Source organism: Bacillus norwichensis (assembly GCF_014836955.1).
In the GTDB taxonomy this organism is placed as follows: domain Bacteria; phylum Bacillota; class Bacilli; order Bacillales; family Bacillaceae_C; genus Siminovitchia; species Siminovitchia norwichensis.
Window position 1 is genome coordinate 154,664 of sequence record NZ_JACSPV010000007.1, and the last position, 6,686, is coordinate 161,349.

Here is a 6,686-nt window from a genome sequence, read left to right on the forward strand (position 1 = left end):
CTCTCATCCAAAGGACGAGGGAACCCGTGGTACCACCTTTATTAGCCGAAAAACCGACTCACTTTGCCAGCAACAAGCAGCAATGCTTATTACCCGTCTCTTTTAACGTCGAGACACACGTCGAAACCTACTAATTGCCCAGCGGCAGAGTTCAGCTTGAAGGCTCAGAAGTCCATTCACTGTTTCCACACACCAGTTCACACCTACCACTGGCTCTCTTGAGAGTAAAAAAACAGCTACTTCTCTTCATCATTGCCAAAAATATCCGTTAAAGTTTTAATTATTTAAGATGATAACTTCTAGATAAATGGAAGTCAAGACTTTTTTTACACTTATTAGATTTCTGAGGCCTCAATATCCTGCCTCGGAAAAATGATTCGCCCAATAATTCCCGTTCCAATAAGCACAATAAGGACAGGTATCAACCAGCCAAGTCCTTCGGCATACATTGGCAGATTATCTTTATAAAAGTCAATAATTGGAGATAACCATTCAAAGTATGGAATTTTTAATGAATCGCAAAGCGTTTTGAGCCCATCCACAATACTAATTAAGAATGTGACGGCAATTGTTGAAACATATACCAGTCGCGAATGTTTAAATAACGGTGACAAAAATGTGAGGAGCATTAACACAATCGCCAAAGGATACAGGAACATTAATACTGGGATTGAATAATTGATAATGTTCGCCAACCCGAAATTTGCAATGGTGAAGGACAGCAGAGAAAAAAATAGAACAAATACTTTATAGCTGATTTTTGGAAAAAGCGTATTGAAATATTCGCCGCATGCTGTTATGAGTCCAATGCTCGTTGTCAAGCAAGCAAGAATGATGATTGCTGCTAGCATAATTGCTCCAAATGTTCCGAAATAATAAGACGATGCATTACTCAGAACGGGACCACCTGTATCGAAAAGACCGATTTTCCCAGTGCTAGTTGCACCTAAATAAGCGATCCCCACATAAATAATTCCGAGGAAAATGGTCGCAACTGTGCCTGATTTTATCGTCGCAGACAAAATTTCCTTTTTAGATGTAACACCAAGCCCCCTAATCGCGTTAATCACAATGATACCGAAAACTAGTGATGCAAGGGCATCCATTGTATTATATCCTTCGGTGAAGCCTTTCATAAACGCACCGCTGCTATAGGCTTCCTGAGGAGCTTCAAACGACCCCATCGGTTTGACAATAACTGTAATAAGTAAAACAGCAAGAAGGATAATGATGCCCGGTGACAATATTTTTCCGACACGATCAACAATTTTCGATGGATTCAAAGAAAGCCAGACAGTGATGCCAAAAAACACAATGGTGAAAATAAAAAGCCCGGTTTTAGCAAAATCATCACTCACAAATGGAGCTATCCCAATATCATAAGCAACTGCGCCAGTACGAGGAGTAGCAAAAAAAGGGCCAATTGTCAGATAAAGCAGCGATGTAAAAATGACCGCATAAACCGGATGTACACGGCTTGCCAAGTCCTGAAGATTACGACTGCCCGAAAATCCCATAGCCAAAATTCCAAGAAACGGTAATCCTGTCCCTGTAATTAAGAATCCAATAATCGCAGGCCAAAGATTGGTTCCTGCATTTTGCCCAAGTGAAGCCGGAAAAATGAGGTTCCCTGCTCCAAAGAACAAAGCAAATAACATCACACCGATGACAAAGTATGATGAAAACGAAAGTTTTTCCTTCATAATAATTTATTCCCCTCCAAAGTGTAAGAAAAGTAAGAAATTATGTCGAGCAGTATTTATTTTAATAGACTTTACTATAGTACCTTTTTTATGGCATGTATGCAACGAACTGAAAATATTTCAAAATTCATTATTTGACAATAGGTTTTATACCATATAAGTTGAATAAAAGGTTTGCGGTTTATTTCCGAATCAAACTTAAACATGTGCAGCACTACGAAAAAAGTATTTTCATATTCTATACTGTTTGACCGAAACTTTATGATTAATGAAGGTAACTTTAAATAAAATACATCTTGGCTTATTTGCACCCAGATTTTATCGAGCTCAGGTCGATAAAATCCCTCTGAAGATCTGTGGCATCCGCCGGGAACTTTAACTTTATTCTGGGTTTAAAACTCCACTGAAATAGAGTATCGCTAGGCAGTCATCCCATCACTTACAGAAGTGGGAGACTTCTGCTAAATGAAGTTAAACTTATATAACTGAAATGATTTCAAATGGATATCCCTATCAACGCGATAGACACTCTTCCTCCAAAATTAGCATTTAAATCTTTCGTTTTTCTGATGCCTGGAATCAAAACCAAAGTAAAATTACCTAGACCCTTACTGTCCCTCTAAATATTTTTCACTTAATAAAAGCTGACCATCGCTGGTCAGCTTTTATTATCAGATCAACACGCCTAGCGCGAACTCTTCTCGTTTTCTATTCATTTATCATTTCTATAAACCGTCTTCCTATCTACCTTTTTGTCTTCTTAGTTTAAGACTTCACGTTTTAAGAGCTGAACTGGTAGAAATCAGCGGTGTTTTTATAAAGGCAGCTGTATACCTCTTCCACCCTGCAATCTTTAATCGAAGCTATCGAAGCAACCGACTTATGTATCATGTTCGGATGTGTCATTTTTCCGGAAAACGGCCCTTCAAAACGCCATGGTCCATCCGTTTCCACCATCATTTGATCAAGCGGGTAAATTTTGGCCAGTTCTTGAATTTCCTGTTCATAGACCACATCAGGCGTAACGGAAACGAACCAGCCATTCTCAATCATGCGCTCGACTGTTTGTGAGTCTCCTTTAAACCAATGAAAATGCGCTTTGTCCACCCCATGCTTTTCCAGTAAATCACAGGCAAATGGCGCATCATCATATACAGCATGTAAAATGACGGGCTTGTCCCATTGTTTGGCCTTCACAATGAATTGTTCAAGCAGCTCTATATATCCATCGTTGGAAAAATTCCCTTTACTTTCCGAACGCAAATAATAAGGCAGTCCGACTTCCCCGACAGCGACCATTTCCTTCTGATGCTTCTCCATCCACAAAAACAAATCCTGAAGTGCTTCAGCGGCAGGCAATTCCTGCTCCGGATGGAATCCAAATGCCGCATGTATTTGGGAATATGTTTCAGCCAAACGCAAATTATGGAGACATGATTCAAGATGAAAAGAGACTGAAATTAAATCCGTACACCTAGCAGAATCCAATTCATTCATGATCCTTCTTACTTCATTTTCTTTATATAAATCCAAATGGATATGGGAATCAATGATCTTTCTCATCAGTACTCAACTCCCCTCTGCCGTTTACAATCCACTGACTGATCTCCTGTTTCATCTCAAACAATTCACGCGAAAAAAACAGCTCTTTTTCCCGCGGCCTGTCAAAAGGCAGCTTGAATTCCTTAATCATAGCTGCTGGCTTCGTTGACAGAATGGCAATCCGGTCAGATAGAAAAAGGGCTTCTTCGATATTATGTGTCACGAACAGAATTGTTTTTTTATATTCCATCCAAATAGATTGAAGCCACTGCTGCATATCTTGTCTCGTAAAGTCATCCAGTGCTGAAAATGGTTCATCTAATAAGATGAGGGATTGTGGACTTAATAATGCCCTGATAAATGCAGCCCTTTGCTTCATTCCCCCAGACAAAGCAGCCGGCAACTCATTTTCGTATCCAGCCAGCCCGGCTTTTTCAATCATGTCTAAAGCCCGCTCTTTATCCGCTTTTCCAGTCAGCTCCTGCCCTAATAGTACATTCTGCAAAATAGTCCGCCACGGAAAAAGCGAGTGTTGCTGTGGCATATAGCTTATATGTCCTCGTTCACCTGTAATTGCCTGTCCATGCAGCAGGACATTGCCTTTTTCTGGTGTTAGGAGCCCTCCGATAATATGAAAAAGTGTGCTTTTACCGCTTCCGGAAGGTCCAAGAATCGTAACGAATTCACCTTCCTCAACTGACAGTTGCAAATCCTTTAATATATCTCTTCCAGCAAAGCTTTTAGACAAATCCTCGATTTCCAAATGACTCATCTATTCAACCTTCTTTCTTCTCCATTTGACCAGCTTTGCTTCAGCAATCGAAATAGCAGTAAAAAACAATAGGCTTAAAATCATAATGATAAAAATCGCCACAAATACCCGATCCGTTCTGAAAGATGATGATGCCAGCGTCATATACACTCCGATCCCTTTTTTTGCCCCAAGCCATTCAGAAATCACAGCCCCCATCACACTATAGGTCGCTGAAATTTTTAATCCAGAAAAAACAGATGAAAGGGCGTACGGCCATTCCAGTTTTGAAAACATCTGGATTTTCGAAGCCCCCGCCATCAGCATATAATGCTTCATATCATGCGGAACATTTCGGAAACCATCCATCGCCGCAACGGTTACGGGAAAGAAACAGACGAGTGTAATGACCATGATTTTAGGAAGCAGCCCAAAACCAAACCAAATAACTAAAAGTGGCGCCAAGACAATGATTGGAACATTTTGCGATAAAATCAAAAGGGGATAAACTGACTCCTGTACCCTTGGAAGTAAATGCAAAATGACAGCAGTCAACAGGCCTACACTGCATCCGATCACAAAACCGCCGGCTGCCAACGCCAAGGTCGACCGAAGATGCGGTAAAAGCCCCTCTAAGCCTCCCGCCGCTTCAACAATAATGGCCGAAGGTGGCGGGAGGAGCCAACCTGGAATATCCAGCATTTTCACAGCCAATTCCCATATACATAATAAAAGGAGGAGGACCGCTGCCGGCCTCCATCCTTTTTTTACACCCCAGTTCATTATTGGTACTTCTCCGTTAACTGGCCCATTGTTATTCCTTCCGGCTGATATAAAATTTTCACCTGCGAAATGACGTTTTTGCTCCCCATTTCAACCATCCGCTCGTTCATTTTCCTGATGACTTCCATCAATTCGGAGAATTCGCCTTCCATCGTTGTTTCCAACGGGTGTACTTCATGTTTGATGCCCGCTTCCTGGATCACCTTGATGGCTTCATCTACATACGGAATGACGTCTTCTCCGTTTTTGGTTTTGGGAATAATTTGTATACTAATCAATGAGTTGGCCATTTTACCCCTCCTATTTTGGTAAAAATTCGTTCGTAAATGCTTTATCAACATCGATCTCTTTTTCCAACAATCCTTTACTGAGCATCCAGTCCATGTAATTTTTCCATACTTCGGCTTTCTGTTCTCCCCAGCGAGGAGCATCATCCTGATAGCGCGATGCCAGCCACTCCTGGCTTTTCTTTACAAGCTCAGCATCCAGATCAGGAACAGCTTGAATTAAAATATCAGCTGCTTCTGCTGGTTGATCAATCGCAAATTCGTAGCCTTTCGTCACTGCAGCCATGAAGGCTTTGACAGCCTCCGGATCTTTTTCAATCATTTTTTCATTTGTTGAAATGACTGGAGTATAATAATCAAGCTTATCTGAGTAATCCGTTAAATAAACCATATTGATTTTTTCTCCGCGAAGCTCGGCTTCCACTCCAGTCCACGCATAGTAAATCCAAGCAAAGTCAATATCCCTTTTTACAGCGGTAAAAAAGTCAGAATCCCCCATGTTCACAATGTCTACCTTCTCAATGTCCGCGCCTTCTGTTTCCATTAGAGATGCCAATACGGCTTTTTCAAGCGGCGCGCCCCATCCTCCATAGGATTTTCCTTCAAAGTCCTTTGGCGATTTGATATTTTTGTCAACTGGAGATGCAAAACCGGACGTGTTATGCTGGATTACCGCACCAATCGAAACAATTGGCACATCTTGAACTCGCGCTTCCGTTATACTTTCCTGATAGCTGACCCCAAATTCAGATTTCCCCGAAGCCACAAGCTGATCCGCTCCTGCTTCACCTGGTAAAATTATCTCTACATCCAAGCCTTCGTCTTTAAAAAAACCTTTTTCCAGTGCAACATATAATCCGGTATGGTTTGTGTTTGGCGACCAGTCTAGGACAACAGATACTTTTTTAAGCTCTTCCTCTTTCTTTGCAGAATCATCTTTTTCTTTATCTTGCCCACCGCAGCCGGCTAATAATAGCAGCATGCAAGAGATACTTGCCAACCATTTTTTCATCGAATTTCCTCCTATGAAGCTATCAAAATAATTAAGATAAGCGCAAGGCGCCGCATCCTGTGGCTTCGGTAGCACTGTACTTCTTGTCCTTCGGCAGGATCTGGGTGCACGTCCTGTCGCTTCGCCTGCACTAGCACGTCCTATCCATCATAGCTGGACATAAAGAAGGCTTCCTTGGCTTGCTCACTCACACCCCCAGATGAAAATTTGTTTCCGCATTCCGGGAGTTCGCCCATTGTATTTTCACAGAAAAAAGACGCCCAGGAAAATTGAACCCCAGGCGTCAGGCATACAAATTTGACGTTCCCTTCGCTGGTATTAGCCAGATCAGGTTCAAAGGGTCAGCATTTTTTCTGAATGCAATCTCAACCGGCATCACCGGTTCCCCCACTTAACAATTTTTAATTCTTCATCATTATAGCAAAAAAATTGAACTACTCCCACTTGATGCTCTTTCAATCTGATTTGAAGATGGAGATACCTAAGAACACCTTCGTTAACGAGTCTTGATTAGACTATCGCCAACCCCATAAGAACAAAAGCGCAAGCGCCTGTTCATCGACGTACAGACTGGAGTGACTCCAACGAGATAAAGGAAACACGGCGAC

The 6,686-nt window shown here is 41.7% G+C and carries 6 protein-coding genes, 1 riboswitch and 1 other annotated feature; all 6 genes read right to left on the reverse strand.

Annotated features, from left to right (window positions below; all coding sequences use genetic code 11):
* Positions 1–7 precede the first annotated feature (7 nt).
* Positions 8–262: a binding site (T-box leader), on the reverse strand.
* 73 nt (positions 263–335) lie between these two features.
* Positions 336–1,703, reverse strand: a complete 1,368-nt coding sequence (brnQ, locus tag H9631_RS06335) for a branched-chain amino acid transport system II carrier protein (protein ID WP_191811044.1) — start codon at positions 1,701–1,703, stop codon at positions 336–338.
* Between the two features lie 780 nt (positions 1,704–2,483).
* A complete protein-coding gene (locus H9631_RS06340) occupies positions 2,484–3,266 on the reverse strand; it encodes a TatD family hydrolase (protein ID WP_191811046.1) in 783 nt (260 codons plus the stop codon).
* Entirely contained in the window at positions 3,250–4,017 is a 768-nt protein-coding gene (locus H9631_RS06345) for an ABC transporter ATP-binding protein (RefSeq protein WP_191811047.1), read from the reverse strand. Before H9631_RS06345 ends, H9631_RS06340 begins: the two co-directional genes overlap by 17 nt.
* Positions 4,018–4,779 carry an ABC transporter permease gene (locus tag H9631_RS06350; RefSeq protein ID WP_191811049.1) on the reverse strand — a complete coding sequence of 254 codons (762 nt, stop codon included), beginning with the start codon at positions 4,777–4,779 and terminating at the stop codon, positions 4,018–4,020.
* Positions 4,779–5,069 carry an MTH1187 family thiamine-binding protein gene (locus H9631_RS06355; RefSeq protein ID WP_191811051.1) on the reverse strand — a complete coding sequence of 97 codons (291 nt, stop codon included), beginning with the start codon at positions 5,067–5,069 and terminating at the stop codon, positions 4,779–4,781. The genes H9631_RS06350 and H9631_RS06355 overlap by 1 nt, the downstream gene beginning before the upstream one ends.
* Before the next feature lie 10 nt (positions 5,070–5,079).
* A complete protein-coding gene (locus H9631_RS06360) occupies positions 5,080–6,078 on the reverse strand; it encodes an ABC transporter substrate-binding protein (RefSeq protein ID WP_191811053.1) in 999 nt (332 codons plus the stop codon).
* A 287-nt stretch (positions 6,079–6,365) separates the two neighbouring features.
* Positions 6,366–6,477, reverse strand: a riboswitch (TPP riboswitch).
* Positions 6,478–6,686: the final 209 nt, after the last annotated feature.

What these genes read in the sequence shown, in the direction of transcription:
- H9631_RS06350 (WP_191811049.1), bottom strand. Translation starts at nt 4,779, where the DNA reads ATGAACTGGGGTGTAAAAAAAGGATGGAGGCCGGCAGCGGTCCTCCTC.
- H9631_RS06360 (WP_191811053.1), bottom strand. Translation starts at nt 6,078, where the DNA reads ATGAAAAAATGGTTGGCAAGTATCTCTTGCATGCTGCTATTATTAGCC.
- H9631_RS06355 (WP_191811051.1), bottom strand. Translation starts at nt 5,069, where the DNA reads ATGGCCAACTCATTGATTAGTATACAAATTATTCCCAAAACCAAAAAC.
- brnQ (WP_191811044.1), bottom strand. Translation starts at nt 1,703, where the DNA reads ATGAAGGAAAAACTTTCGTTTTCATCATACTTTGTCATCGGTGTGATG.
- H9631_RS06340 (WP_191811046.1), bottom strand. Translation starts at nt 3,266, where the DNA reads ATGAGAAAGATCATTGATTCCCATATCCATTTGGATTTATATAAAGAA.
- H9631_RS06345 (WP_191811047.1), bottom strand. Translation starts at nt 4,017, where the DNA reads ATGAGTCATTTGGAAATCGAGGATTTGTCTAAAAGCTTTGCTGGAAGA.